The organism is Desulfovibrio piger (genome assembly GCF_951793255.1).
GTDB lineage: Bacteria > Desulfobacterota > Desulfovibrionia > Desulfovibrionales > Desulfovibrionaceae > Desulfovibrio.
Genome location: NZ_OX636706.1, coordinates 2,008,554 through 2,035,000 on the forward strand (window position 1 = coordinate 2,008,554; position 26,447 = coordinate 2,035,000).

The window sequence follows — 26,447 nt, forward strand, 5'->3', positions numbered from 1 at the left end:
GCCTTGGAAAAAGCGTAAAACAGAGCTGCGGAGCTTGACGCCGCTAAGCCTTTCGGCTAGAGTTAATCCACAAAATTTGCGGATGCTCCCGCAGATAGCTCCTGTGCTGCGAACACAGGAGCTTTTTTCTTTTGGCCTACAGTTTTCTCAGGTTCGCTCCAGCGATTGAGTTGTTTGTTGTTTGAGCGGGCTGGCTCGTCAGACCGTGGGCACCTATCCCCCGGTGACGCTGGTCGTAAAAACGCCAGCGTTTCGCCTTTCTTTTTCTGATCCCCAGGAACTGTCTCCGGGGGAGTTCTCATCGTCGCCATTTCCGGCGGAAAACTTATGTAAGCGTTTACAAGCAAGGCTTGCTCGACCACGGGCGGGCATTCCCTCTCCGTGGACTTTCGGGTAAGACAATGCCTGTCAGTCAACTTGCTCGTGCAATGGAAAAGGCGGGAAAGACAAAAAGCCCCTTCCAGGCTGGATCACCAGCGCTGAAAAGGGCTTTTGAAAAGGAAGAAGGGCTGAAAAAAGAAAAAAAGCGTAGAAACATGCTTTGAAAAGCACATTGCTACGCTTGATTTCTTGTTGGCGTCCCCAAGGGGATTTGAACCCCTGTCGACGGCGTGAAAGGCCGTTGTCCTGGGCCGGCTAGACGATGGGGACGCGCTATGAAGTTGTGATGGCTGGGCTGCAAGGACTCGAACCTTGATTAGCGGAGCCAGAATCCGCCGTCCTGCCAATTGAACGACAGCCCATCGCGAAAATGAAATCTACGCAAAACCGGCCCTCTTGTCAAACAAAAAAATGAAAAAAGTGGATATTTTTTTTGAGAAAAATAAAAAGATAAATTATTTTAGCATGTTGATATGTGTCTTTTGGGTGTAAAAAAAAGGCCGTCCCGATGGGGACGGCCTTGGGGATGGCAGGTGATGCCATTACGGCAGCCTTACTTCCAGTAGAGTTTGACCAGGTTGGTACCGCGCGGGGTGGCCGTGGAGCCCTTGAGCTGGCCGGCGGTGATGACGGCGCATTCGTTGGGCAGGAAGTCCGGGCAGTTGTGGATGAAGTTCTCGGCGCGGCTCAGGTGGCTGGGATCGCTGGCCGGATCGGCGACGAACACGGGATGCACGCCCCAGACGAAGTTCAGGGCCTTGATGGTCACCGGGTCGGGGGTCAGGGCGTAGATGTCCTGGGGAGGACGGCGGCAGGAGACCTGACGGGCCGACGCACCGCTGAGGCTGTGGGAGACGATGGCCTTGGCGTGGGCCTTCTCGGCCAGCAGGCAGGCGGAGTAGGCCAGGAACTCGGGGATGCCCTTGTCCGCGGCCGGTTCTTCCAGCTTGCGGTCATTGACCAGCAGCTTCTCGGCCTCGTCGGTGATCTTGCGCATGTACTGCACGGTCTCCACCGGGAAATTGCCCATGGCGGTCTCTTCGGAGAGCATCACGCAGTCGGCGCCGTCCAGCACGGCGTTGGCCACATCCGTGGTCTCGGCGCGGGTGGGGGCGGGGCTGTTGACCATGGAGAGCAGCATCTGCGTGGCCACGATGACCGGCTTGGAGATGGCGTTGCAGGCGCGGATGATGCGCTTCTGCAGGGCGGGCAGCAGGGGCAGGGGGCATTCCACGCCCAGGTCGCCGCGCGCCACCATGATGACGTCGGTCTCCTTCAGGATCTCGTCCAGGTTGTCCACGGCGTTCTGGCGCTCCAGCTTGACCACCACGGGCACGCGGCGGCCCGAGGCGGCGATGAGCTGTTTGGCTTCGCGCACGTCGTCAGCCGTCTGTACATAAGAGATGGCCACGGCGTCCACGCCCAGGGCCAGGCCGTCGCTCAGGTCCTTTTTGTCCTTTTCGGTCAGGGCGCGCACCTTGGTGGCCTTGCCGGGCAGGGCCAGGCCCTTGCGCGAGGTCACAATGCCGCTGTTGTTGGCTTCCAGCAGCACCAGGCCGTCGGGGCGGCTCTGCTGCACGGTGAATTGCAGACCGCCGTCGGCCAGCACCATGCGGTCGCCGGGCTCCAGGGTCTCCAGGATCTCGGGATGGTCGAAGGGCAGGAAGGGCATCTCATCGGTACGCTGGTCGGAAAGGCCCAGCAGCAGCTGCATGCCCTTGGTGACCTGGATGGTCTTTTCCTGCACGACACCCAGACGGATCTTGGGGCCGGACAGGTCCTGCATGATGGTGATGGGCTTGTCCAGCTCCTTTTCCACTTCACGGATATCATTGATGATACGGACGAAATCCGCGGCCGAACCGTGGGAGAAGTTCAGGCGGAAGACGCTGACGCCCGCTTCGACGAGCTGACGCAGCTTTTCCTTGGAATTGGAAGCCGGGCCGATGGTGGCGACGATCTTGGTTCTCATATCTTTATTCCTTTCATACCCGTGCGGGGGCACGGATGTTCTCTCATAAAGCTGTATGTCCAGAAAAAACTATCCGGGCTTTCCTGCGGCTTGTCAAGCGGCAGGAAGCGTGCGGGCGGGCGGGGACGCCTCGCTTCGAGTCCCAGGCAGCCCATTGGAATAATTGACAAACAAAATCACATGATTGTCACCGTCCCGTCATGTTCGCTTGACAGCGGGGGAAAGGGTGGGGCATAAGTGGGAAAACGTGGTAAATAGTGGGCGACAGGTGGTGGATCGGTGGCAAATCTGTTTATCCAGAGCGCATATCGCAATCTTGACGCCAAGGGCCGTCTGCTGCTGCCGCCAGAGTACAGGGATGCCCTGCTGGCCGCCGGGGATGGTTCCTTCTGGCTGACCATAGGTCTGTACGGAGGCCTCAAGGCCTACATGCCTGCGGATTGGGAAGCCATCGTCGAAAAGCTGAACAGCGTCCCCCTCCCTTCCATGAAGCTTTCCCACGTCAAAACGAAGTTGCTCGGTCTTGCGCAGAGGATGGTCCCCGATGCGCAGGGCCGCATACGTATCCCGCAGCCCCTGATGCGTGCCGCCGGTCTGCAAAAGGACGTGGTACTGGTGGGCATGGCGGACAAGTTCGAGATCTGGGATCAGGCCCGCTTCGATGCCCTGCTGGTGGAAGACGTCAGCGATGAAGTGGCGGCCTGTCATCTTGATATAGCTCTTTAGAGGTAAGCATGACCATGCAGCAGCAGGGACAGGAACGAAATGCGGCTGATCTGCATATCCCTGTCCTGATGAAGGAAACCCTTGCGGCCCTGCAGCCCGTGCTGGATGCCGGAAGGGATCGCCCCGTGCGCATCCTGGACGGCACGCTCGGCATGGCCGGGCACAGCTCTGCCATGTTGCAGGCAGCCCCCCAGGCGGAACTCTGCGCCCTGGACCGGGACGAGGAAGCCCTGGAACTGGCCCGGCGCCGGCTGGAGCCTTTTGGTGGGCGTGTCCATACCTACCATTGCCGCTACAGCCAGTTCGAGGAGGCCCTCGACGACCTGGGCTGGGACAAGGTCGACGCCGTGCTGCTGGATATCGGCGTCTCCTCCCTGCAGCTGGACGAGGCGGAGCGCGGCTTCAGCTTTTACGGGGACGGGCCCCTGGACATGCGCATGGACCAGCATTCCGGCGCGCCTTCGGCCTGGCACTGGGTCAATCGCGAAAGTTTCGACCGCCTCAAGGAATGCATCGCCACCCTGGGCGAGGAGCCGCAGGCCGGGCGCATAGCCCGGGCCATCGTGGATGCCCGCCAGAAGAGCCCCATCGATACCACCGCCCAGCTGGCGGCCCTGGTGGAGAAGGCCTATCCGCCCGCGTGGCGTGCCAAGGCCCGCCGCCATCCCGCCACGCGCACCTTCCAGGCCCTGCGCATGGCCGTCAACGACGAGCTGGGCGAGCTGCGCCGCTTCCTTGATGCCATCCTGGGCCGTCTGTCCCTGGGCGGCCGTCTGGCGGTCATTTCCTTCCATTCCCTGGAAGACCGCATGGTCAAGCAGACCATGCGCTACTGGGCCGAGGGCTGCCGTTGCCCCCGGCATGTGCCGGTGTGCGTGTGCCACCATGTGCCGGAAGTCGAGATCCTGTACAAGAAGCCCGTGCAGGCCGACGATGACGAGCTGGCCGTCAATCCGCGTGCCAGCAGCGCCAAACTGCGGGCCGTGGAGAAAATAGCCGAGGCGGTTTCATGAAGAAGCTGTCGGTCGGGCTGCCGTTCCGCGGACAGGGCAAGGTCCAGACCAAAAGCTGGCTGCTCCTGCTGGCGCTGGGACTGCTGGCCTGCATGACCATGTGCCTGATCCTGGTCTGGAGCAATATCGAGCGCATCGATACCACCTACTTCATCAATATCGCCCAGAACAAGTTGCAGGAACGCAAGGCCCTGCGCGCCAAGCTGGAAGTGGAGCGGGAGCGCCTTCTTTCCCCGTACGAGCTGCGCCGCAAGGCGGAGGAGATCGGCATGAAGGAGCCGAAGCCGGGGCAGGTCCGGCGTATGGAAGCGCACTAGCCGGCAAGCATCACAAGCGGGGGACGCATGTTCAAATTCTCATCCGATACCGGAGACAAGAAACGTCGTCCGGGCCGTACCGCATCGCGTACCGTACGCAGCGGTGGGGCCCGGCGTGTTTCTGTTGCGCCCAAAAACAGGGGCCTGAGCTGGGTCGACAGGGTGGACTGGGGCAAGGCCCGCATTGCCGCTGTCGTGGCCATCTTCTGCGTCCTGTGGCTGGGCCTGTGGGGCCGTGCCTGGTATCTGCAGATGATCGAGGGCCCGCGCCTGGCCGACAAGGCCCGCCGCCAGCATATGGCCACGGAGCTGGTCACCGGCAAGCGCGGCATGATCATGGACCGCAACGGGCAGGTGCTGGCCCGCAGCGTGGAGGCCCGTTCCGTCTATGCCCGGCCGCAGGAGATCCAGGATTTTCTGACCATGGCCAACACCCTGGGGCCCATCCTCGGCATCGAACCGCAAAAGCTCTATGACGAGCTTTCCAAGACCAAGCGCCGTTTCGTCTGGGTGCGCCGCAAAGTGGACGATTACACCGCCGAGGCCGTGCGCAAGGCGGGCCTGCCCGGCATCGGCCTTTCCAAGGAATACGACCGCGTCTATCCCTTCAAGCATCTGGCCGGGCAGCTGCTCGGCTTCGTGGGCGTGGACGACAAAGGCCTGGAAGGCCTGGAACGCTCGCTGGACGACCGTCTTGCGGGCACGCCCACCCGCATGGTGGTGCAGCGCGACGCCATGGGCCGCCGCTTTTACCTGCATGAAGAAGGCAAGGACGAGCTCCGCGGCGAGGACTTGATGCTGACGCTGGACGTGCAGCTGCAGTTCATCGCCGAAGAAGCCGTGGCCCGTGCCGCCCGGGACTTCGATGCCCGCTGGAGCGGGGCCCTGGTGGTGGATGTGCCCAGCGGCGACATCCTGGCCTGGGCGCAGTATCCCTTCTTCAATCCCAATACCTACCGGCAGTCCAGCCCCATGATCTACCGCAACCGGCTGGCCTCCGACGCCCTGGAACCCGGCTCCACCTTCAAGCCCTTCGTCATGGCCTCGGCCCTGCAGGAGCGCAAGATCAACCGCAATACGGCCATCGACTGCGAGAACGGCAAGTGGGAGATCAAGAAGGTGACCATCCGCGACACCTCGCGGCAGGGCGTGCTGCCCGCGCACAAGGTGCTGCGCTATTCCTCCAACATCGGCATGGCCAAGATCGGTCTGGAGCTGGGTTCGCCCACGCTCTACAAGTACCTGCGCGCCCTCGGCTTCGGGGAGAGCACCTGCGTGCCCGTGGCCGACAGCCGGGGCATCCTGCGCCAGCCCCGCTCCTGGAGCGAGGCCGACCTCATGTCCGCCTCCTTCGGGCAGAGCGTGTCCGTCACGGCCCTGCAGATGGCGCAGGGCTACTTGACCCTGCTCAACAATGGTGTCTACAAGCCGCTGCGCCTGCTGCGCGAGCAGGTCAATGTGGAACAGCGTTACGAGCGCATCTTTTCGGAGCGCGTCTGCCGTGAGGTCATGGGCATGATGCGCGACGTGGTGGAAGAAAAGGACGGTACCGGCAAGCGGGCCCGCATCGAAGGGGTGGAAGTGGCCGGCAAGACCGGCACCGCCCAGAAGGCCGACCACAAGGCGGGTTCCTACGGCGCCAAGCGTCTGGCCTCCTTCGTGGGCTTTTTGCCCGCCGACAATCCCCGCTATCTGATCGTGGTGCTGGTGGACGAACCCACCAAGAACCAGTACGGGGGCGTGGTGGCCGCGCCCGTGTTCCGCGAGATCGCCTCGCGCGCCATCACCTACAGCGGCGCCATCGTGCCTGATGCCACCAGTCAGGCGGAAAAGGACGACAAGCCGGACAAGGACAAGGGCCGTCAGCGCGGCCTCAAGCTTTCGCGTCTGGATGTGCCCTTCCTGGCCAAGGAAGACGTCCAGACCAGCCGTCCGCCGTCCATGCAGCAGCCCGGCCATCTGGCCAAGGCCTCCAGCCGGGTCCCCGACGTCAAGGGCAAGATGGTGCGCAACGCCGTGGAACTTTTTGCCCGCGCCGGGATCGTGCCGGAGCTCAAGGGGACCGGCACGCGCGTGGTCAGGCAGAGCCCGCCGCCGGGCACGGCCTGGCCCAAGGAAGGAGAAAACGTCACTTACATTCTGTGGCTCTCGGAGAGGTAACCGTGAATCGCGAATTCGAACAATTGCTCGACAAGGTGCGCCGTGAGGGAGGGGAGATCCGCTCCGACTCGCGTGAGGTCGGCAAGGGGGACATCTTTGTGGCTGTCCCCGGGGTCAATGCTGACGGCGCCCGTTTCATCCCGCCGGCCGTGGAGGCCGGTGCGTCCACCATCGTCTGCCTGCCCGGAGGGGCCGAAGCCGAGGCCGCCCGTGCCGCGGGCTGCACGGTGGTCCATCATGACGATCCCCGCGAGGCCCTGTGGCGTCTGGCCGAGGCTCGCTGGCATACCGGCAGCCTGCCGCTGCGCGTGCTGGGCGTCACCGGCACCAACGGCAAGACCACCAGCGCCTATTTGCTGGAGCATCTGTTCACGGCCACCGGACACAAGGTGGGCGTGCTGGGCACGGTGAGCTACCGCTGGCCCGGTCATTGCGAGGCCGCGCCCCTGACCACGCCCGATCCCCTGCGCGTGCACGCCATGCTGGCGGCCATGGCGCAGGCCGGGGTGGACATCGCCGTCATGGAGGTCTCTTCCCACGCCCTGGAACAGCAGCGCGTCTGCGGGGTGCCCTTTGCCGGGGCCTCCTTCAGCAACCTGACCCAGGACCATCTGGATTTCCACCAGGACATGGAAAGCTATTTCCGGGCCAAGTCCCGTCTGTTCCTGGAACTGCCCCGCGCCGACAAGGTCATGGCCATCAACGGCGATGATCCCTGGGGCCGCCGCCTGCTGGAGCTGTGCCCGCGGGCCCTGTCCTTCGGCCTGCAGAAGGCGCTCCCGCAGCAGCGTCATCTGTGGGGCGAGCTGTTGTCCGCCGGTACGGACGGCTGCCATCTGCGCATGCATCTGGACGGCCAGCAGTGGGAACTGCGCTCGCCGCTGGTGGGGGCCTTCAATGCCTCCAACCTGCTCTCTGTGCAGGCCCTGGCCCTGGAGCTGGGCCTGATGCCGGACGATCTGCGCCATCTGGAAGACTTCCACGGTGTGTGCGGCCGTCTGGAACGGGTTCCCAATGCCCGCAAGCTGCACGTCTTCGTGGACTATGCCCACACGCCGGACGCGCTGGTCAACGTCCTGAAGGCCCTGCGCGGCGCCGGTTTCAAGCGCATCGTCACGGTCTTCGGCTGCGGCGGCAACCGTGACCGCACCAAGCGCCCCATCATGGGCGAAGCCGTGGCCCGCTATTCCGACGTGGCCGTGCTGACCTCGGACAATCCCCGTTTCGAGGACCCGGAAGCCATCCTCAAGGATGTGCTGCCCGGCCTGCGCGAAGCCAGGGAAGTCGTCGTGGAAGTGGACCGCCGCAAGGCAACGGCCAAGGCCGTGGAAATGCTCGGTCCCGATGATGCCCTGCTGATCGCCGGCAAGGGCCATGAGGATTATCAGATCATTCAGGGCACCAAACATCACTACAGTGATCAGGAAGTGGTGCGGGAGCTGTTGGGGTGCGCCTAGATCTTGCTGAAATCGTTCGTTGTCTGGGCTGTGCCCGGGATGTGAAGGTGACCGACGGCAGCGTGACGGTCACCTCGGTCGTCACGGACAGCCGCGAGGCCGTGGCCGGCAGCCTGTTCGTCTGCATCGCCGGCGAGCGCGTGGACGGCCATGACTATGCCGCCCGTGCCGTGGAGCAGGGCGCTGTGGCCGTGCTGGCTTCCCGCCCGCTGGAAGGCCTGTCCGTGCCTGTCCTGCTGGTCCAGGATACGGTGCGCGCCTTGGGCGCCGTGGCCGCCCTCTGGCGCGGCAAGTCCTCTGCCCGGGTGGTGGGCATCACCGGCTCCGCGGGCAAGACAACGGTCAAGGAACTGCTGGCCCATGTGCTGTCGCGGCGCGGCAAGACCGCCTGCAATGCCCTCAACCTCAACAATCAGGTGGGCATGCCCCTGTGCATGCTCAAGACCGACGGGGACGAGGACTTCTGGGTCTTCGAGGCCGGTATCAGCCACGAGGGCGACATGGACGAGCTGGGCGCCATCCTCCAGCCCGATCTGGCCCTGATCCTCAACGTGGGCGCCGCCCATACCGAGGGGCTGGGCGAACGCGGCGTGGCCTGGCACAAGTCCCGTCTTCTGGCCCATCTGGCCCCCGAAGGCCAGGCCCTCGTGAGCGCCGACTATGACGACCTTGTCCGCGAGGCGCGGGCCGTGTTCGGCGATGTGCTCTTCTTCACGGCCAGCGGGCGTCCGCTCTCCTATCGTGCGGCCTATGCCGGGTGTAGCGATGGGGTGCACGGGCAGTACCGCCTGTGGCTGGACGGCCGTCCCTGTGACGTTATCGCGCCTTTCCGCGGCGATTACGGTACCGAGAACTGCATCGCCGTGGCGGCCGCCGCCCACATGCTGGGCCTGACCGCCGAGGAGATCGCCGCCGGTTTCGCCGACGCGCAGCTGCCGCCGCAGCGCTTTGCCCGCAGTCGTCGCGGCAACTGGGATATCGTGGACGATACCTACAATGCCAACCCGCTTTCCATGGCCCGCATGCTTGACGCCGCGGCGGAAAGCGCCCAGAAACGGCCTTTCGTGGTGGTGCTGGGCGAGATGCGCGAACTGGGCAGCGTGGCGGACAGGGAGCATGAACGCCTGGGCAGGCATCTGGCCCAGCTGCGTCCTGTGCTGGTCTTCTGGCGCGGCGGCCATGCCGATGCCGTGCGGGACGGCCTGGAGCACGGGCTGTACACGGGCAAGTTCCTGCCCGTGGATTCCGGCGAGGCCTTCGTGCAGGCCCTGCGTGAACATCTTCCCGCCGAGACGGGAGAGCAGGGGGGCCTCATGCTCTTCAAGGGATCGCGCGGCAACCATCTGGAAGAATTGCTTGAAGCTCTGGAGCAGAGCGACTGGCTGCCCGGCAGCCGTACGGAGAGTCTGTAGATGCTGTATAACCTGCTGGTACCGTGGGCGTCCGAATGGACGGCGCTCAATGTTTTCCGGTACATCACCTTCCGTTCCATGGCCGCGCTCATCACGGCCCTGGTGCTCTCCATCCTGCTGGGTCCCCGGTTCATCGCCTGGTTGCGCCGCCTCAAATGCGGCCAGCACATCCTGCATGAAGTGACGGCCCATGCCTGCAAGGAAGGCACGCCCACCATGGGCGGCCTGCTGATGCTCTTCAGCCTCACGGTCAGCCTGCTGCTGTGGGCGGATCTGGGCAATTTCTACATCTGGCAGACCCTGCTGGTGTTCTGGGGCTTTGCGGCCGTGGGCTTCTGGGACGACATGACCAAGCTGCGCCATGCCGAGAACCGCGGCATCAGCGGCCGGGCCAAGCTGGCGGGCCAGCTGGCGGTGGCCGTGGTGGCCATGCTCTTCCTGGTCACGGATCCCGGCTATTCCAGCCAGCTGAGCATCCCCTTCGTCAAGGACTGGGCTCCTGACCTTGGTCCCCTGTATCTGCCGTTCGGGGTCTTCGTCATGGTGGCCTCGTCCAATGCCGTCAACCTGACCGACGGTCTGGACGGTCTGGCCATCGGGCCCTGCATCGTGGCCGGTATCGTTTTCGCCATCTTCATCTATGTGACGGGCCATGCCCGCTTCGCCAATTATCTGCTGCTGCCCTATACGCCGGGCGTCGGTGAGGTCACGGTGTTCTGTGCGGCCCTGGTAGGCGCGGGGCTGGGCTTTTTGTGGTTCAACGCCTATCCGGCCCAGGTCTTCATGGGCGACGTGGGCTCGCTGGCCCTGGGCGGCGTGCTCGGCTATCTGGCCCTGCTCTGCAAGCAGGAACTCATCCTGGCCGTGGTGGGCGGTCTGTTCGTGGCCGAGACCCTGTCGGTCATCATGCAGGTGAGCTACTTCCGCTGGACAGGCGGCAAACGCCTGTTCCGCATGGCGCCCCTGCATCATCACTTTGAACTGAAGGGCATCCCGGAATCGAAGATCATCATCCGGTTCTGGATCACGTCCGCACTGCTGGGGCTGGTGGCCCTGTCGGTACTGAAACTGCGCTGATGGCGAGGGCTCCGGCTGCATGAGGCCGGGGCCCGCTCGCCGTTTTTTATCCTGTCCGCCGTGCCTGCCGGTGCAGTGCGCGGCAATATCTTATCCGCGAGGAATGTGACATGGCTCAGAATGAAGATCGTGGCCGGTGCATCAAGGCCGGTGAACTGGCTGTAGTGGTGGGCGCCGGGCGTTCCGGCAAGGCAGCGGCCCGTCTTCTGTTGCGGCAGGGCGCCCGGGTGCGCCTGCTGGAGAGCAATCCCCAGGCTCTGGACGAAGCGCAGGCCGCGGCCCTGCGCGCGGAAGGCATCGAACTGGTGCTGGGGGAACAGGGGCCGGAGCTCTTTGCCGGTGCGAAGATGGTGGTGCCCAGCCCCGGCCTGCCCGTGGTGCGCCTGCGCGAGATGATGGGCCCCCATGCCGATGCGGAAGGTACCGAGATCCTGGCCGAGATGGAGCTGGCCTGGCGCGCCCTTGACGGCGAGCCCGTGCTGGCGGTGACCGGCACCAGCGGCAAGACAACCACGGTCAGTCTGGCGGCGGCCATGCTGCGGGAGCAGGGCCTGCGTGTTTTTTTGGGCGGCAATATCGGCACGCCCCTTTCGGAATATCTGCTTTCCGGCGAAAAGGCCGACGTGCTGGTGCTGGAGGCCTCGAGTTTCCAGCTCCAGTGCTGTTCCACCTTCCATCCCCGGGTGGCCGTGGTGCTGAACATCTCGCCCAACCATCTGGATTACCACAAGAACATGGAAGAATACATCGAGGTCAAGTTCCGTCTGTTCCGCTGCCAGACGGAAGAGGACCTGGCGGTTTTGGAGCCCGGGCTGGAAGAGACCGCCGCCCGCTTCGGCCTCAGGGCCCGCAAGGTGTGGATCCGGCCCGAAGGCCGCTTCCCGGACTGCCCCCTGTTCGGGCAGCACAACCAGTTCAATACCGAAGCCGCCTGGCAGGCCTGCCGTCCCTTCGGCGTGACGCTGGAGAATGCCGCCCGCGCGGTGGCTGCCTTCAAGCCCCTGCCCAACCGGCTGGAATCCGTGGCCCGCGTGCACGGCGTGCTCTATGTGAACGACTCCAAATGCACCACGGTGGCCGCTCTGGAAGTGGCGCTGGAAGCCATGGACCATCCCGTGCACCTGCTGTGCGGCGGCAAGTTCAAGGGCGGGGATCTGGACGGCATGAAGGATCTGCTGCGCCGCAGGGCCAAGAGCGTGAATCTGTACGGGGCCAGCCGCGAGATCTTCGAGGCTGCCTGGCAGGGCGTGGTGCCCCTGTGCTGGCACGAGCGCATGGAAGACGCTGTCCTGGCCCTGCAGGGCAAGGTGAAGGAGGGCGATGTGGTCCTACTGGCTCCGGCAACTTCCAGTTTTGACCAGTACCGCAATTATGTGGAACGCGGCAACGACTTCAAGCGCATCGTGGGAAGCCTGGCATGAAGAACATGTTCCTGAGCAGGAAGGAAAAGAAAAAGGAAGAAGCCGCTCCCCAGGGCGGAGGCATCTCGCGCGCTCTGGGCAAGGTGAGTTTTGAGGGCTTCGACTGGTGGCTGTTCACCCTGATGCTCATCATCCTGGCCATCGGCCTCATCATGGTGCTGTCGGCCAGCGGCATCGTGGCCGAGCAGGTCAACGGTGACAAATACTACTTTTTCAAGCGCCAGCTGATCTTTGCCTGCGGCGGGGGCCTCGTGCTCTGGGGCGCGGCCCTCATGCCCCGCAGCTGGCTCTACAAATTGCAGTATCCGGCCATCTTCCTCTCCCTGTTCCTGCTCCTGCTGACCCTGTCGCCCCTGACGCCGTCCATCAACGGCGCCAAACGCTGGATCCCTCTGGGGCCCGTGAACCTGCAGCCCATGGAGTTCGTCAAGATCTCCCTGGCCCTGTACCTGGCCTATTTCATGAGTTCCAAGCAGGCACTGGTCAAGACCTTCAGCCGGGGCGTCATCCCGCCCTTTGCCGTGACGGGCCTGTTCTGCGGCCTGCTGCTGTTGCAGCCCGACTTCGGCAGCGCCGTGGTGGTGGCCAGCATCTTGTTCTTCATGTGTCTGGCCGGGGGCACGCGTTTCATCTATCTGTTCTTCGCCATGATCCTGGCCTGCGCCGGTGCCATGGCCCTGGCTATCCTTGAACCTTACCGCCTGCGCCGCCTGCTGGCCTTTCTGGATCCGTTCGCCGATCCCACCGACACGGGCTATCACCTGGTGCAGTCCCTGCTGGCCATCGGCTCGGGCGGCTTTTTCGGCGTGGGCGTGGGTGCCAGCCGACAGAAGATGTTCTATCTGCCCGAAGCCCACAACGACTTCATCATGGCCGTGCTGGCCGAGGAGCTGGGCTTTGTGGGCATCACCGTGGTCATGCTGCTGTTCGGCCTGCTGTTCTGGCGCTGTTACCGCATCATCATGCGCCAGACCGAACTGCGCGACCGGCTGACGGCCTTTGGCCTGACGGTCATCCTGGCCATGGGTGCCGTCATGAATCTGGCCGTGGTCATGGGGGTGGCGCCGCCCAAAGGCGTGCCCATGCCCCTGATGAGCTACGGCGGCAGTAATCTTATGGCCACCATGCTTTGCGTGGGCCTGCTCATGAATTTTTCTCGCACGGCCACGGGCAAGGAGGGGAGCATATGGAAAGAGTCCTCTTAACCACCGGCGGTACCGGCGGGCACATCTTCCCGGCGCTGGCCGTAGCGGAAGCCCTGCGTCAGCGCCATCCCGGTGTGGAACTGCTGTTCGTGGGCTCGCAATACGGCCCGGAACAGCGTCTGGCCCGGGCGGCGGGCATCGACTTCATCGGCCTGCCGGTGCGCGGCTTTTTGGGACGTGGCCTGCGGGCCTTTGCCGCTGCGGGGCGCATGGCCTGTGCCGTCTGCCGGGCCCGGGGCATCATCCGGCGCTTCCGGCCCCAGGTGGTGGCCGGTTTTGGCGGTTATGCCGCCTTCGCGCCCATGCTGGCGGCCCGTCTGGCCGGTGTGCCCACGGTGCTGCATGAGCAGAACGCCATCGCCGGCATGAGCAACCGGATTTTGGGACGCCTTGCCCGGCGCATCTGCCTGTCCCTGCCGGGGACCGAGGGCTTCGACGCCTCCCGGACGGTACTGACGGGCAACCCCGTGCGCGCCGCCGTGGTGGCGCTGGCCGGACGGCAGCATGATTTTTCCGGCAAGCGCCTGCTGGTCATGGGGGGGTCCCTGGGGGCCCATGCCCTGAACGTGCATGTGTGCCGCCATCTCGACGCCCTGCGGGCCGCGGGCATCGAAGTGCGCCACCAGACCGGCGTGCGTGACGAGGCCGTGACCCGCGAGGCCTATGCGGCGGCGGGCTATGACCCGGCCTGTGTGAGTGCCTTCATCGACGACATGGCTTCGGCCTATGCCTGGGCGGATCTGGTGCTTTGCCGCGCCGGGGCCACCACCGTGGCCGAGCTTTGCGCCGCGGGCCTGCCCTCGGTGCTGGTGCCGTTCCCCTATGCGGTGCATGACCATCAAACGCGCAATGCCCAGGCCCTGGTGGCCGAAGGCGCGGCCCTGATGCTGCCCGAGGCCCGCATGGAGAGCGACGGCCTCATGGCGCAGGTCACGGACCTGCTGCAGGATACCGGCAGGCTGCGCAGCATGGCCGCTGCGGCTTCCGGCTGTGCCCGCGTCCGCGCGGCGGAGCTGGTGGCCGCGGAACTGGAGACCGTGTGCGCACGGTAAGTTCACGATAACATCTTCTTCCGGATAGAGAGAGACATATGGACAGCAAGATTCGGCAGATTCACATGGTGGGCATCGGCGGCGCCGGCATGAGCGGCATCGCGGAAGTCCTGCTCAACCTGGGCTATGACATCTCGGGCTCGGACATGAGCGATTCGGCCGTGGTCAAACATCTGCGCAGTCTTGGGGCCCGCATCGCCGTGGGCCATGCGGCCGAGAACGTGGGCAACGTGCAGGTGCTGGTCAAGTCCACGGCCATTGCCGAGGACAACCCCGAAGTGGTGGAAGCGCGCCGCCGCAACATCGCCATCATCCCCCGTGCCGAGATGCTGGCCGAACTGATGCGCCTGCGCCAGGGCGTGGCCATTGCCGGTACCCACGGCAAGACCACCACCACGTCCCTGACGGCCTCCATCTTCGATACGGCCGGTCTGGACCCCACGGTCATCATCGGGGGGCGCCTCAATGTCTACGGCACCAATGCCCATCTGGGCAGCGGCCACTACCTCATCGCCGAAGCTGACGAATCCGACGGCTCCTTCCTCTGTCTGTTCCCCATCATCAACGTGGTCACCAACGTGGACGAAGACCATCTGGACCACTACGGGACCCGGCAGGCCATCGACGACGCCTTTGTCCAGTTCATGAACAAGGTTCCGTTCTACGGCCTCAACGTGGTCTGCGGCGATGATCCCGGCGTGCGGGCCCTGCTGCCGCGCGTCAAGCGCCCGGTGCTGACCTACGGCTTTGCCGCCGACAACCAGCTGCGCGCCGTGTTGCTGGAATCGGGCATGACCAGCCGTTTCGAGGTCTGGCGCGATGACCAGAAGCTGGGCGAAGTGAGCCTGCCCCATCCCGGCCGCCACAATATCCTCAATGCCCTGGCCGCCATCGGCGCCGCCACGGCTGCCGACATCCCCTTCGAACGCTGTGTGGAAGGTCTGGCCACCTTCCGGGGCGTGGGGCGCCGCTTTGAATTCAAGGGCGAACGCAATGGGGTGACCGTCATCGACGACTACGGCCATCATCCGGCCGAGATCGCGGCCACGCTGGCCACGGCCCGCCAGGTCTTCCCTGACCGCCGTCTGGTGGTGGCCTTCCAGCCGCACCGCTTCAGCCGTACCCAGGCCCATTTCGGCGAGTTCTGCAAGGTCTTCGACGTGGTGGACCAGCTGGTGCTGACCGAGATCTACGCCGCTTCCGAAAAGCCCATCCCCGGTGTTTCCGGCGAGAGTCTGGCCCAGGGCATGCGTCAGGTCTCCGAGACCCCGGTCACCTATTTCCAGACCATCGACGCCATGGTCAAGGGCCTGGACGATATCCTGCAGCCCGGTGACGTGCTGCTGACTCTGGGGGCCGGCACCATCACCCGTGTGGGGCCCGCCTGGCTGGAGGGCGGCAAGGATGCGTGAGATCCTGTCTCCTTCGCTGGCAGAGCGGACATCACTGCATCTCGGGGGGCGGGCCATCGCGGAACTGGTGCTTGAGCGTGCCGAGGATTATCCGCTGCTGGCAGAACGTTTGCAGCAGCTGGGCGGGAGCCCGTTCATCATTGGCGCGGGCACGAATTTGCTTGCCCGCGATGGTGAATTACCAGTCGTGCTGCTTCGTTCTGCAATCAAGGAAGGCCCCGAGATCGTCTGGGAATCTGAAGCGCGGGCCCATGTGCGGGCAGGGGCGGGCGTGCCCCTGCCGCGCCTGCTTGGTTTCTGTGCCCGGCGGGGTTTAGGCGGTCTTGAGGGCCTTGTCGGCATCCCCGGGAGCGTCGGGGGGGCCGTGGCCATGAACGCAGGCTCCTACGGTTGCGAAACCTGCAGGAATCTCTTGGAAATCAAGGCCGTTGTCGATGGTCGCCCGCGGGTCTTCCCGGCAGCGGAACTGCAGTATGGTTACAGAACCCTGCTGGTGGACGGCAAAAAAAACGGTTTTCTTGTGCTCGAAGCCACATTTGACTTGACCAAGACTGACAGGGATGGCATTTCTAAACTCATGCATCGCAATATTTGCGAGAAAAAGTCTAAACAACCTGTGACAGCGTGGAGTGCGGGCTGCGTATTCAAAAATCCGGCCCCGGACAAACCAGCCGGCATCCTTCTGGATAGGGCCGGCTTTCGCGGCAGGCGGCTTGGCGGGATGGCTTTTTCGACCATGCATGCCAATTTTTTGATAAATGAAGGGAATGGCAGCGCGAGTGCCGCGTTCGAACTTATAGAAAGTGCGCGGCAGGGAGTGCTGGAGCAGTTCGGCATCACGCTGGAAACGGAAGTCAGGATCGTGCCGTGACCTTTTCGCTGAAAAAAAACCGGCGCAATACGCGCTCCTACAGCGGTAGTTCGACACCTGCTCCCAGTCGCAGCACCGCTTCCCGCCCCAATACCCGCAACCGGGCCAAGCCGGCGAGGGAAAAACGTCAGTTCTCCCTTTGGAGCAAGCTGCAGGGCGGGCGTGTGCAGCGTTTTTTTTGCGTCCTGTTCCTGCTGGCAGGGCTGGTAGCGGCTGTGACGGGCCTGTGTGCCGGGTCCATCTGGCTGTACGGCAAGGCCACGACCAGTGACTTCTTCGCCACGCGGCATATCGACGTGGCCGGGAATGTCAGGTTGTCGCGGGAGATGGTCCTGCAGTATGGCGGCCTGAAGGAAGGGGAGAACTCCCTGGCGGTCAGCATCGCGGAAGTGGAGCGCAAGCTGCGTGCCACGCCTTGGGTGGAAGAGGTCTCGGTCAAACGTCTGTTGCCGGACCGCTTCGTCATCAAGATCAAGGAGCGTATGCCCACCTTCTGGGTCCACAAGGACGGGGTGCTGTATTACGCCAATGAATCCGGCGAGGCCATCGCGCCTGTGGAGAGCCGCAACTTCCTCTCGCTGCCGACCCTGTCCGTGGAAGCGGGGGCCGAGGATGACGTGGCCTACCTGCCGCGATTCATGAAGGATCTGCATGCGGGCAGCCTGCCGGTGGAGGCGAGGGCCATTGCGTCGATCACGGTGAGCCCCGCACGGGGTATCGAGATATATCTGGAAGACCGCGAGATGCGGCTTTCCATCGCAACGGATGACTGGGCCGGGAATCTTGCCCGGATCGGCCTGACGCTGGGGGATCTGGCACGCAGGCACGAGCTGAAGAACGTGCGTGAGGTGCGTTCGGTCAACGGCAGTGTCTGGGTGACGCTCAGTCAGCCCATGCGCGGATGATGTTTGGTGAGGAGTAACTATGGCGGATCTCATTGTAGGCCTGGATATCGGCACTACCAAAGTGTGTGCGGTCGTAGGGGAAATGGCGGAAAACGGCCTGGTGGATGTCGTTGGGATCGGCACCCGTCCCTCTCACGGCATGCGCAAGGGCGTGGTGGTGAATATTGAGCAGACCGTGCAGTCCATCCGGGGCGCCATCGAGGACGCCGAGCTCATGGCCGGCTGTGAGATCAATTCGGTCTATGTGGGGATCGCCGGCGGGCATATCGCCGGGATCAACAGCCATGGCGTCATCGCCGTCAAGGGCGGCGAAGTGGGCCAGCGCGATGTGGAACGCGCGCTCGATGCGGCCCGTGCCGTGGCCATCCCTGCGGACCGTGAAGTCATCCACATCCTGCCGCAGGAATATATCGTGGACAACCAGCGCGGCATCGCCGATCCGCTGGGCATGGCGGGCGTGCGTCTGGAGGTCAAGGTGCACATCGTGACCGGGGCCGTGACCTCGGCCCAGAACATCGTGCGCTCCTGCCACCGCAGCGAACTGGAAGTCTCGGACATCGCGCTGGAATCCCTGGCATCGGCCAAAGCCGTGCTGACGGAAGAAGAGCGCGAGCTGGGCGTCGCGCTGGTGGACATCGGCGGCGGCACCACGGACATCGCCATTTTCGCCAACGATTCCATCAAGCACACCCATGTGCTGGCGCTGGGCGGCCAGAACCTGACCAACGATATCGCCTTTGGCCTGCGCACCCCCATTGCGGCGGCCGAGCGTATCAAACTCAAGTATGGCTGCGCCCTGACCGACATGGTGCGGCATGACGAATTCATCGAAGTCCCCACCGTGGGCGGCCGTGATCCCAGCCGCATCTCCCGCCAGATCCTGGCGGAGATCTGCGAGCCGCGCATGGAAGAGATCCTGTGTCTGGTGAACCGGACGCTGGAAAACTCCGGTTACAAGAACTTCCTGGGCGCAGGTGTGGTGCTGACCGGCGGCACGGCCCTTATCGAGGGCTGTCAGGAGCTGGGCACGCAGATCTTCAACCTGCCCACGCGTATCGGCTACCCCCGCAATGTGGGCGGCCTCAAGGACGTGGTGAACAGCCCCAAGTTCTCCACGGCTGTGGGTCTGCTGCGTTACGGTGCGGAAAAGGAAGTTTCCGGCCAGAAAAAGTTTACTCCCACGCACAGCGACAGCGGCGTTTTCGAAGGCCTGCTGGCGCGCATGAAGAAGTGGTTTTCCGACATTTCCTAAAAAAACAAAGCGGGCAAGCTTTTAGAGTATTTGAGGAGAGGGAACTATGTCACAATCCATTGTTGATGATATCGACATCACGCTGGGCAATAATGCCAAGCTTAAGGTCATCGGTGTAGGCGGTGGCGGCGGCAACGCCGTGCAGAACATGATCACTTCCGGTCTGCAGGGGGTGCAGTTCATCTGCGCCAATACCGATATGCAGGCCCTGAGCCGCAACAACGCCCCGGTCAAGATCCAGCTGGGCGAAAAGCTCACCAAGGGCCTGGGGGCCGGTGCCAACCCCGCCGTGGGCCGTGAGGCCGCCCTGGAAAGCGTCAATGCCATCCGGGAAGCCATCGGCGATGCCGACATGGTCTTCGTGACCGCCGGCATGGGCGGTGGTACGGGGACGGGGGCCGCGCCCGTCGTGGCCCAGACCGCCAAGGAAATGGGCGCTCTGACCGTGGGTGTCGTCACCAAACCTTTCTCTTTTGAAGGGGCCCGCCGCCGTCGCTTTGCCGAAGAAGGTCTGGAAGAGTTCAAGCAGCATGTGGACTGCCTGATCACCATCCCCAACGACCGTCTGCTGGCCTTCGCTCCCAAGAAGACTCCCTTCTCTGCCATGCTGCAGAAAGCCAACGACGTGCTCTTCTATGCCGTCAAGGGTATTTCCGACGTCATCCTGGCCGATGGTATGATCAACCTCGACTTCGCCGACGTGCGCACCACCATGTCCGAATCCGGCATGGCCCTGATGGGCACCGGTGTGGCCGCCGGTGAGAACCGCGCCCGCGAGGCCGCCCAGCGCGCCATCAACAGCCCGCTGCTGGAAGACGTGTCGCTGGAAAGCGCCAAGGCCGTGCTGTACAACATCACGGCGTCCATGGACATCTCCACCGACGAGATCGCCGAGATCGGCGACATCATCGCCGATGCCACGCCCGAAGATACCAACATCATCTTTGGTGTGGTCTATGACGAGAACATCGGCGACGAACTGCGTCTGACCGTCATCGCTACGGGTATCGATCCCAGCGCCACGGTGGTGCAGCCCGTGGCCGAGCCCGTGAAAAGCTCCAGCGTGACCAAATTCCCCGGCTCGCAGGCGGCCCAGGCTGCCCGCCCCATGGAAGCGCCGCAGGCTCCTGCCTATGAGCAGCCCCGTCCGCGTCCCGTGCGCCAGCGTGGAGACTGGATCCCCCAGAACTCCTATCCGCAGGGGGGATACGGTCCCTATTCCGCCCAGGACCAGTTCGAGAAACCGACCTATCTGCGCACCGGCGCCACGCTGGGCCAGCAGCCCATGCCCCGGCGCCAGCACAACCCCGGTCATGAGGACTTCACCTACAGTGAAGAAGACTTCGAGATTCCTACGTTCATCCGCACTCAGGCCGACTAGGCCGTGCGGCAGGCCGCTGAGGCATGAACGCATGAGATTTCAGGGCTCACCTCTTCGGCCCTGAAATGCCCGCCGGGAGGCCCATGGGGGGCCTCCCCTTTGTACCGTTCCGGTGCACAAAAACGCCCGCAAGTTCGTCTTGCGGGCGTTTTTCGTTTTGCGTGCCAGTCTATGCATTACCGGCGGCACGATACCAGGCAGATGATCGACAAAAATGACGGAGCAGGGCGAAGCCGGTGCGGCCTCAGCGGTATTGCCACCAGCGCCAGAGCATCCACAGGGCAAGGCCTGCCAGGGTCGCCGACAGGATCAGGAGATTCTTGCCCGGTGAGCGAATCCAGCCCGCAAGATAGGCGCGACCACCAAAGAAAATGGCCAGCAGGGCGAGGATGATGGCAAGGCTCATGTCGTTTCGGCCGTGATCGCTGAAAAAGATCGGTCACAGCAGCGAGCCGCTGTCCAGATCGGGGGAGCTGGGCTTGATGTCCAGCAGGGGCGTGCCGTCCAGCATGTCCACATGCGAGACGTGGAGGATGTTCCCGTCCCGGCGCAGCAGCGGTACCAGACTCATGCCGATGCCGCTTGGACGGCAGGGAGCACGGGTAGTGAAGACGCCGCGTTCCTGCGTCTGCCCGTGCGGGATGACCTGCAGGCGCGGAGCCTCCGCCCTGTGGAAGGCGAAGATCAGCCAGATGCGGGCAAAGCGCTCCAGGCCTTCAAGCCCGGCCATGAATTCGGGAAAGATCTCCACCCGGCCGGTGTAGTCTGCGGCGTGGATGGGTTGACGGGGCGTTTGGGCCGGATCGGTATGGGGGGTGTGGATGATGCCGATGGGGCGGCAGGTGAACAGGGGCAGCGACATGGACTCCTCCTGTGAGCGTTTTCCCGGGGAATGTCACAAGGCTCGGCTGGCGGTCGACGGACAGTCGTACTGCCCCGGATGCCTTTGCATGGAACCTGTGAATGCAACCTGGCTGGACGATACCGCCCCCAAATCCGTATTTCCACTAGCGCTAGCCGCGTGCTGGCGGAAAGGGGGCTGGAGCCACGCTATCCCTGCGGACAGGCGAGCGTGCCGTCGGCTTCTTGCGGGCGCAGCTGCGGCGCGTGGATGGCCAGCCAGACACAGGGCTTGCTGGTCTCCAGTACACGATGGCGCACATGCTTAGGCAATAGCAGACACTGGCCGCGTTCCAGGGATACTTCACGGCCATCGTCAAAGCCCAGCCGGGCGGCGCCTTCCAGCAGCAGGACCCATTCGTCTTTTTCCTGATCGTACCACTGGCCTTCCGGCGTCACATGGCCCCAGGAAACGATGCGCTCCACCAGCAGCCCGCTGTCTGAGGTGAGCAGAGCCGTGAAATGTTCCGGCATGCCGGGAAGATGGATGTCATCCGGCAGCGTGAGCAAAGAATCCATGATGCCTCCGCAAGATACGATGACAGGCGGCAGGCCGTTCGGCCAGCCCGGCAAAAGGATACCCCGAAGGGGGACATGACGGAAAGGCCGTTTTTTGCGGCCCGGGAGCGGGCAGGAGCCCTTCGAAGGGCAGGAACGGGGCAGGATGCTGCTCCGTTCCTGCTTTTGGCAAAAGCCCCAAAGGGACCTACTCCAGGCCCATTTTCCTCATGCCGGAATTGAACAGGGATTCCATGCTGTTGCCAAAATCCGACAGCCCCTTCTCGATGTCATCCATGGCATTGGAACGGCGGGCCAGCTTGTCAGCCAGCGAGGGGTCGAGGGTCTCCAGATCGTGGATGCGCTTGCGCAGCTGGTCGATCTCGAACCAGGCCAGGTTCTCCATGGCGCTTTGGCTGTTGGGATAGTTCTCGGCCACAGGACGCATGCTGGCCTTGTACGCCAGCCAGCTGTGCTGGCTCTCTTCCAGGGCTTCCAGGCAGGCTGTGCTGCGTTTTTCCGCTTCGGGGCCGGAGAATTTTTTGCAGATGCCCTGCATGGCCTGATAACGGGTATCCAGCTTTTTCTGCCAGTAATCACGCTCCATATCCAGGCACTGTTTCTGATCCGAGCTTTTGGGATTTTTTTTGATGCAGGCTTCGAACCCCGGAGCGTGTTCGGCTGCCATGGCGGGAGCGGCCAGCAGCAGGGCGGCCAGCAGAGCGGGCAAAAAGCGTTTCGTGGACATAGGATCTCCTTGTGTCATGTACTGCCAGCATACGGTATGCGGTGGTTCCTGTCAGCAGGTCTACCAGCCGGTACGCCGTCGACCGTGGACCAGCAGGCCGATGCCCAGCAGCAGGGTCAGGGCCTCGGCCAGGGGGATGGCCCAGAAGATATGCTCGTCTTCCAGCCAGAGGGCGAACAGGCTCAGGAACAGGGCGGGAAAGACCAGACTGCGGCTCAGCGCCATGCCCACAGCCTGCAGGGAGCGGTTGAGCCCGGTCAGGTAACAGGCGATGCCCATGTTCAGGCCGCTGAAGAAAAAGCTCCAGCGGAAATCGGCGATGAAGTCACAGGCCAGGCTGCCCACAGCGGCGTTGTCGGGCAGGAAAAGGCGGGCAAGTTCCTGCGGGTAGAGGCTGAAGACAAGGAACATGACCACGCCCAGTGCCAGCAGGCTCAGCAGGGCGACGTGCAGGAATCTGTGCGTCCGCTGGCGCAACCCGGCAGCATGGTTGGCACTGACCAGGGGCGACAGGGTATCGCTGAGGCCGTAAGCCAGGGTCAGGCCGAACCACGAACCGTAGCTGACCACGGTGAAGGCGGCCACGCCGGAGGAGCCGAAGCGGGCCATCATCAAATGATTGATGAGCAGGATGATGCTGCCCACGGAGATCTCGTTGATGCTCTCCGCACTACCGTTGAGGCTGGCCCGCAGTATCTCCCGCCAGCCGCAGCCCTTCAGGGTCAGGCGCAGCAGGGCACGGCGGGAAAGGAAGTGGATCAGGAACAGGAGCAGGGTGCAGCTGAAGCCCAGTCCCGTGGCCAGGGCCGCCCCCTGCACGCCCCAGCCGAAGCGGGCGATGAACAGGTAATCCAGGAAGATATTGACGGCAGCGCTCAGGATGAGCCCCAGAGAGGCCAGGGTGGGATGCTGGTCCACCCGGGCGAACTGCGAAAGGGCATAGGAGGCGGGCAGCACAGGGCTGAAAAGCAGGATGGTGGTCAGATACTGGTGTGCGGGCCGCATCACATCACCGTCTGCTCCCAGCAGCGTCAGCAGCAGCGGCCGGAACAGCAGCGAGAGCAGGGCCAGTACCAGACCGGCCAGCAGGATGAGCAGCATGGTGCGGCCAAAGACCGCCGAAGCGGCCCGCAGATCGCCACGCCCCACATGGTGGGCACTGCGGACCGTGCCGCCCACGGAAAGCATGACGCCCATGCCGAAAAAAATGCTGAAGACAGGGCTGACGATATTGACGGCTGCCAGAGCCTGGGCTCCGACATAGCGACCGATGAAAATGGTATCCACCAGACCGGCGGACGAAAGCAGGAGGAAGGCCGCGGACCAGGGCAGGCCGTAGCGGAAAAAGGTCTGGGCCACGGGGCGGTCCAGCATGCTGGCACGATTTTGGGACATGGGAACCTCGGGATGGCTGCACAGGGCAGGTCCGGGACTTGTACCATGCGGCCAAGAAAAGCGTCAACGCGCTGCGCGGAAGCGGGAAAAAGCGGCGGGATCCGGGAAAGGGGCTTGACATGGCCGCCGCAAGGATTATGCTCAATTGTGCAAAACGTCCGCAAGCCTGCCATCCTTTCCGGCTGCGCGCCCGTTTTGCCAGATATTGGAGAAATCATGCCGCGTCCCAGACAGTGCCGCTATGTGGCCACCACTCCCAGTGTCACCTACTTCAAGCCGCGGGGCATCCCCATGACGGCCCTGGAGGAAGTCTGCCTGGGCGTGGAAGAACTCGAAGCCCTGCGTCTGGCGGATCTGGAAGGTCTGACCGGTTCCGAGGCCGCCTGCCGCATGCGTGTGTCCCGGCATACGTTCGGCCGTACTCTGGCTGCTGCCCGGCGCACGGTGGCGCTGGCCCTGGTCACGGGCCGGGCCCTGCGCATCGAGGGCGGTCATTATGCCCTGGCCGAACCGGATCAGCGGACTGCGGACGCAAAGGAGAATACCATGCAGAAGATTGCCATTTCCAGTGAAGGCCCCACCCTTGACGATCTCGTCGATCCCCGTTTCGGTCGCGCGGGCGGCTTCGTGGTGGTGGATCTGCCGGACATGAGCGTGAGCTATATCGACAACGGCGCTTCCCAGACCATGAGCATGGGCGCCGGCATCGAGACCGCCGAACGTGTGGCCAACGCGGGCGTGCAGGTGGTGCTGAGCGGCTATGTGGGCCCCAAGGCTTTCGACGCCCTGAAAGCTGCGGGCATCAAGGTCTGCCAGGATGTGAGCGGTACCGTCCGGGAAGCGGTGGAACGCTTCCAGAAGGGCGAATTCCCCTTTGCTGACGCGCCCAACAAGTAGAGGACCCGTATGCGTATCGCCATTGCCAGCGGCAAGGGCGGGGCAGGCAAGACCAGCGTGGCGGCCTCCCTGGCCAGCGTCTGGGACAGCCCCCTGGTGGCCGTGGACACGGACGTGGAAGCGCCCAACCTCCACCTCTTCCTGCCGCCGCAGGTGGAGGGGAGCAGCAAGGCCTGGCTGGAAGTTCCTTCCCTCGATCTGGCCGCGTGCAGCAAGTGCGGCAAATGCCGCGAGATCTGCAGCTTCAAGGCCATCGCCTCCTTTGCCGGCAATATCAGCATCTTTCCCGATATGTGCCACGGCTGCGGCGGCTGTTTCGCCGTCTGTGCGGACAAGGCCCTCAAGCCCGTGGGTCGGGAGCTGGGCGAACTGGAACACGGCACGGTGCTGGACGGTACGGTCCGCTTCCTCATGGGGCGTACCCGTATCGGCGAATCCATGACGCCGCCCCTGCTGCGCCAGTTGCGGGCCCGCCTGGACGCCATGCTGGCTGAGATCCCGGCCGATGCCATCCTCGATGCGCCTCCCGGGGTCAGCTGTCCGGCGGTCACGGTCACCCGTGATGTGGATCTGATCCTGCTGGTGGCCGACCCCACGCCCTTCGGCTTCCATGATTTCAGATTGGCGCATCAGGCCTTCCTGCCCCTGAACAAGGCCATGGCCGTGGTCATCAACCGGGCCGGGGCCGAGGGCAATGCCGATGGTGACGCCGCGGTGCGTGACTACTGTCGCGAACACGGCCTGCCCCTGCTGGCGGAGCTGCCTTTTGAACGGGCCGCCGCCGAGCAATATGCCAATGGCCGTCTGCTGGCCGCGTTGTCCCCGGAATGGAAACAGCGTTTCGAACACTTGCGCGATGCCCTGCGCCGTCTGGGCGGGGAGGTGTGTCATGCGTGAGATCGTCGTCATCAGCGGCAAGGGCGGGACGGGCAAGACCACGGTCTGTGCCTCCTTTGCCCATCTGGCCGAAAGCAAGGTCATCTGTGACCTGGATGTGGATGCGCCCGACCTGCACATCCTGCTGCAGCCGGAGGTCAAGGAACGCACGCCGTTCATCTCGGGACACAGCGCCCGGATCCGTCAGGAGGACTGCATCCGTTGCGGCCAGTGTGCCGATTTGTGTCGTTTCGAAGCGGTACGTCCGCATGACGGGGGCTTCCTCATTGATGACCATTGCGAAGGCTGCGGCGTCTGCGTGAAGCTCTGTCCGCAGCAGGCCATCGATTTTCCCGACAATCATTGTGGTGACTGGTATGTGAGCGACAGCCGCTTCGGGCTGATGGTCCATGCCCAGCTCTTCCCCGGGCAGGAGAACTCCGGACGTCTGGTGAGCCTGCTCAAGGCCCAGGCCAGGGAGCGTGCCAGAGCGCTGGGGCTGGAGACCATCCTGTGCGACGGTTCGCCGGGCGTGGGCTGTCCCGTCATCAGCTCCCTGTCGGGGGCCAGTCTGGCCGTGGGCGTCGTGGAGCCCACGCCGTCAGGCCGCCACGATTTCAGCCGCGTGGCCGATCTGTGCCGGCATTTCCGCATCCCGCTGGCCATCATCATCAACAAGGCTGATCTCAATGTGAACGAGGCCGATGCCATCGCCGCGGAATGCGCCGAACACGGCCATACCCTGCTGGGGCGGCTGCCCTTCGATCCGGTGGTGACCCGGGCCATGGTGCAGCGTCGCGCCCTGACGGAATTCAACAATCCTCTTGGCAACAGCCTGAAGGACATGTGGTCGGCCCTTCAGGATATGCGCACCGGCCGCTAGGCCGCGCACCTTCGACCAGAAATGGAGCGTTTATCATGAGCTTTCTTCTTGCCGTGCCTTCCTGCATGCCTGGCGGTCTCGATGCCCAGATGGGCATGCACTTCGGCCATTGTGACATCTACACCATCGTGGAAATCGAAGACAACGCCATCAAGGCCGTGGGCACGCTGGAAAACGTGCCTCACCAGCAGGGCGGCTGCATGGCTCCCGTGCAGCACTTGGCCAGCCACGGCGTG

Annotated in this window: 26 protein-coding genes, 2 tRNA genes and 1 other RNA gene (1 of these 29 only partly in view); 20 read left to right on the forward strand and 9 right to left on the reverse strand. The window is 63.8% G+C overall.

Annotated features, from left to right (window positions below):
* Nucleotides 1-184 precede the first annotated feature (184 nt).
* Nucleotides 185-258: hammerhead ribozyme type II (locus Q4I12_RS08860), an RNA gene on the reverse strand.
* Nucleotides 259-401: 143 nt separating this feature from the next.
* Here Q4I12_RS08860 and Q4I12_RS08865 point away from each other — a divergent pair.
* Complete coding sequence (locus Q4I12_RS08865; RefSeq protein ID WP_302261368.1) at nt 402-545, forward strand: hypothetical protein; 144 nt, start codon at nt 402-404, stop codon at nt 543-545.
* Between the two features lie 29 nt (nt 546-574).
* On the opposite strand, the gene Q4I12_RS08870 is transcribed toward Q4I12_RS08865, so the two are convergent.
* The 3 genes from Q4I12_RS08870 to pyk form a co-directional block, all read right to left on the reverse strand.
* A tRNA-Glu gene (locus Q4I12_RS08870) sits at nt 575-651 on the reverse strand.
* 17 nt (nt 652-668) lie between these two features.
* A tRNA-Gln gene (locus Q4I12_RS08875) sits at nt 669-743 on the reverse strand.
* A gap of 191 nt (nt 744-934) precedes the next feature.
* On the reverse strand, nt 935-2,353 hold the full coding sequence (pyk, locus tag Q4I12_RS08880; protein WP_168935455.1) for a pyruvate kinase: 1,419 nt from the start codon (nt 2,351-2,353) through the stop codon (nt 935-937).
* A gap of 279 nt (nt 2,354-2,632) precedes the next feature.
* On the opposite strand from pyk, the gene Q4I12_RS08885 reads away from it, so the two are divergent.
* The 15 genes from Q4I12_RS08885 to ftsZ all read left to right on the forward strand — a co-directional run bounded on the left by Q4I12_RS08885 (nt 2,633) and on the right by ftsZ (nt 20,014).
* Entirely contained in the window at nt 2,633-3,079 is a 447-nt protein-coding gene (locus Q4I12_RS08885; protein ID WP_168935454.1) for a division/cell wall cluster transcriptional repressor MraZ, read from the forward strand.
* Nucleotides 3,080-3,087: 8 nt separating this feature from the next.
* Nucleotides 3,088-4,092: a 16S rRNA (cytosine(1402)-N(4))-methyltransferase RsmH gene (rsmH, locus tag Q4I12_RS08890; protein ID WP_204674773.1), complete on the forward strand. Its 1,005-nt coding sequence runs from the start codon at nt 3,088-3,090 to the stop codon at nt 4,090-4,092.
* A complete protein-coding gene (locus Q4I12_RS08895; protein ID WP_168935452.1) occupies nt 4,089-4,409 on the forward strand; it encodes a hypothetical protein in 321 nt (106 codons plus the stop codon). Before rsmH ends, Q4I12_RS08895 begins: the two co-directional genes overlap by 4 nt.
* Nucleotides 4,410-4,436: 27 nt before the next feature.
* Nucleotides 4,437-6,569 carry a penicillin-binding transpeptidase domain-containing protein gene (locus tag Q4I12_RS08900; protein ID WP_302261369.1) on the forward strand — a complete coding sequence of 711 codons (2,133 nt, stop codon included), beginning with the start codon at nt 4,437-4,439 and terminating at the stop codon, nt 6,567-6,569.
* Between the two features lie 2 nt (nt 6,570-6,571).
* On the forward strand, nt 6,572-8,026 hold the full coding sequence (locus Q4I12_RS08905) for a UDP-N-acetylmuramoyl-L-alanyl-D-glutamate--2,6-diaminopimelate ligase (protein WP_168935450.1): 1,455 nt from the start codon (nt 6,572-6,574) through the stop codon (nt 8,024-8,026).
* Nucleotides 8,017-9,438, forward strand: a complete 1,422-nt coding sequence (locus Q4I12_RS08910) for a UDP-N-acetylmuramoyl-tripeptide--D-alanyl-D-alanine ligase (protein ID WP_168935449.1) — start codon at nt 8,017-8,019, stop codon at nt 9,436-9,438. Before Q4I12_RS08905 ends, Q4I12_RS08910 begins: the two co-directional genes overlap by 10 nt.
* Nucleotides 9,439-10,515: a phospho-N-acetylmuramoyl-pentapeptide-transferase gene (gene mraY, locus Q4I12_RS08915; RefSeq protein WP_168935448.1), complete on the forward strand. Its 1,077-nt coding sequence runs from the start codon at nt 9,439-9,441 to the stop codon at nt 10,513-10,515.
* 110 nt (nt 10,516-10,625) lie between these two features.
* A complete protein-coding gene (gene murD / locus Q4I12_RS08920) occupies nt 10,626-11,936 on the forward strand; it encodes a UDP-N-acetylmuramoyl-L-alanine--D-glutamate ligase (RefSeq protein ID WP_302261372.1) in 1,311 nt (436 codons plus the stop codon).
* Nucleotides 11,933-13,141 (forward strand): putative lipid II flippase FtsW, encoded by a 1,209-nt coding sequence (ftsW, locus tag Q4I12_RS08925; RefSeq protein ID WP_204626213.1) that lies wholly within the window; start codon nt 11,933-11,935, stop codon nt 13,139-13,141. Before murD ends, ftsW begins: the two co-directional genes overlap by 4 nt.
* A complete protein-coding gene (murG, locus tag Q4I12_RS08930; protein ID WP_302261373.1) occupies nt 13,123-14,193 on the forward strand; it encodes an undecaprenyldiphospho-muramoylpentapeptide beta-N-acetylglucosaminyltransferase in 1,071 nt (356 codons plus the stop codon). The genes ftsW and murG overlap by 19 nt, the downstream gene beginning before the upstream one ends.
* A gap of 38 nt (nt 14,194-14,231) precedes the next feature.
* Complete coding sequence (murC, locus tag Q4I12_RS08935) at nt 14,232-15,605, forward strand: UDP-N-acetylmuramate--L-alanine ligase (protein WP_289616332.1); 1,374 nt, start codon at nt 14,232-14,234, stop codon at nt 15,603-15,605.
* Nucleotides 15,598-16,476, forward strand: coding sequence for a UDP-N-acetylmuramate dehydrogenase (murB, locus tag Q4I12_RS08940; RefSeq protein ID WP_297159198.1), 879 nt, complete (start codon nt 15,598-15,600; stop codon nt 16,474-16,476). Before murC ends, murB begins: the two co-directional genes overlap by 8 nt.
* Nucleotides 16,473-17,381 (forward strand): cell division protein FtsQ/DivIB, encoded by a 909-nt coding sequence (locus tag Q4I12_RS08945; RefSeq protein ID WP_302261374.1) that lies wholly within the window; start codon nt 16,473-16,475, stop codon nt 17,379-17,381. The genes murB and Q4I12_RS08945 overlap by 4 nt, the downstream gene beginning before the upstream one ends.
* Nucleotides 17,382-17,400: 19 nt before the next feature.
* The gene (gene ftsA / locus Q4I12_RS08950; RefSeq protein WP_168935441.1) at nt 17,401-18,633 is read left to right on the forward strand and encodes a cell division protein FtsA; all 1,233 of its coding nucleotides are present in this window, start codon (nt 17,401-17,403) and stop codon (nt 18,631-18,633) included.
* 46 nt (nt 18,634-18,679) lie between these two features.
* A complete protein-coding gene (gene ftsZ, locus Q4I12_RS08955) occupies nt 18,680-20,014 on the forward strand; it encodes a cell division protein FtsZ (protein WP_168935440.1) in 1,335 nt (444 codons plus the stop codon).
* A 244-nt stretch (nt 20,015-20,258) separates the two neighbouring features.
* On the opposite strand, the gene Q4I12_RS08960 is transcribed toward ftsZ, so the two are convergent.
* The 5 genes from Q4I12_RS08960 to Q4I12_RS08980 all read right to left on the reverse strand — a co-directional run bounded on the left by Q4I12_RS08960 (nt 20,259) and on the right by Q4I12_RS08980 (nt 23,555).
* On the reverse strand, nt 20,259-20,420 hold the full coding sequence (locus Q4I12_RS08960; RefSeq protein ID WP_297231383.1) for a hypothetical protein: 162 nt from the start codon (nt 20,418-20,420) through the stop codon (nt 20,259-20,261).
* A gap of 33 nt (nt 20,421-20,453) precedes the next feature.
* Nucleotides 20,454-20,876 (reverse strand): tRNA (N6-threonylcarbamoyladenosine(37)-N6)-methyltransferase TrmO, encoded by a 423-nt coding sequence (gene tsaA / locus Q4I12_RS08965; protein WP_302261375.1) that lies wholly within the window; start codon nt 20,874-20,876, stop codon nt 20,454-20,456.
* A 188-nt stretch (nt 20,877-21,064) separates the two neighbouring features.
* Complete coding sequence (locus Q4I12_RS08970; protein ID WP_302261376.1) at nt 21,065-21,433, reverse strand: cupin domain-containing protein; 369 nt, start codon at nt 21,431-21,433, stop codon at nt 21,065-21,067.
* Between the two features lie 187 nt (nt 21,434-21,620).
* Nucleotides 21,621-22,160 (reverse strand): lysozyme inhibitor LprI family protein, encoded by a 540-nt coding sequence (locus Q4I12_RS08975; RefSeq protein WP_302261377.1) that lies wholly within the window; start codon nt 22,158-22,160, stop codon nt 21,621-21,623.
* Between the two features lie 60 nt (nt 22,161-22,220).
* On the reverse strand, nt 22,221-23,555 hold the full coding sequence (locus tag Q4I12_RS08980) for an MATE family efflux transporter (RefSeq protein ID WP_302261378.1): 1,335 nt from the start codon (nt 23,553-23,555) through the stop codon (nt 22,221-22,223).
* Nucleotides 23,556-23,771: 216 nt separating this feature from the next.
* On the opposite strand from Q4I12_RS08980, the gene Q4I12_RS08985 reads away from it, so the two are divergent.
* The 4 genes in view from Q4I12_RS08985 to Q4I12_RS09000 are tightly spaced (at most 35 nt apart) and all read left to right on the forward strand, a layout consistent with a single transcriptional unit that may run on beyond the window.
* Entirely contained in the window at nt 23,772-24,452 is a 681-nt protein-coding gene (locus Q4I12_RS08985; protein WP_168936489.1) for a NifB/NifX family molybdenum-iron cluster-binding protein, read from the forward strand.
* 9 nt (nt 24,453-24,461) lie between these two features.
* Nucleotides 24,462-25,349, forward strand: a complete 888-nt coding sequence (locus Q4I12_RS08990; RefSeq protein WP_204626220.1) for a nucleotide-binding protein — start codon at nt 24,462-24,464, stop codon at nt 25,347-25,349.
* A complete protein-coding gene (locus tag Q4I12_RS08995) occupies nt 25,342-26,211 on the forward strand; it encodes an ATP-binding protein (protein WP_302261379.1) in 870 nt (289 codons plus the stop codon). The genes Q4I12_RS08990 and Q4I12_RS08995 overlap by 8 nt, the downstream gene beginning before the upstream one ends.
* Nucleotides 26,212-26,246: 35 nt before the next feature.
* On the forward strand, nt 26,247-26,447 hold the 5' portion of the coding sequence (locus tag Q4I12_RS09000; protein WP_205906129.1) for a NifB/NifX family molybdenum-iron cluster-binding protein. The gene runs 180 nt beyond the window's last position; the window shows 201 of its 381 coding nt (coding positions 1-201); it begins with the start codon at nt 26,247-26,249; the stop codon falls past the right edge of the window.